Raw genomic sequence first — 223 nt, 5'->3', positions numbered from 1 at the left:
CCTGGCCGTTCGCCAGGTCCGCGGTGTTCACCGCGATGCTGTAGCCCAGCTGGCCGTTGGCCAGCGGCTGTACGGTGCCGGTGAACTCATGCCCGTTCACCGTCAGGGTCACCACATCATGCACCCGCGCGTCGCCGCCCACGGTGCCGGTCACATTCGTGGTCGGCTGCTGGCTTTCTGCCGCGTTAAGGATGTCGTCGCCGGCCACCGGGTCAATGGTGAT

The 223-nt window shown here is 66.8% G+C and carries 1 protein-coding gene; it reads right to left on the bottom strand.

Annotation, left to right across the window (positions count from 1 at the left end; all coding sequences use genetic code 11):
* Nucleotides 1-223: Ig-like domain-containing protein (locus M979_RS22270; protein ID WP_157093305.1), on the bottom strand; the 223-nt coding region annotated here is incomplete at both ends.

Source organism: Buttiauxella noackiae ATCC 51607, assembly GCF_001654865.1.
GTDB lineage: Bacteria > Pseudomonadota > Gammaproteobacteria > Enterobacterales > Enterobacteriaceae > Buttiauxella > Buttiauxella noackiae.
This window is presented reverse-complemented; position numbering and strand designations above follow the sequence as displayed.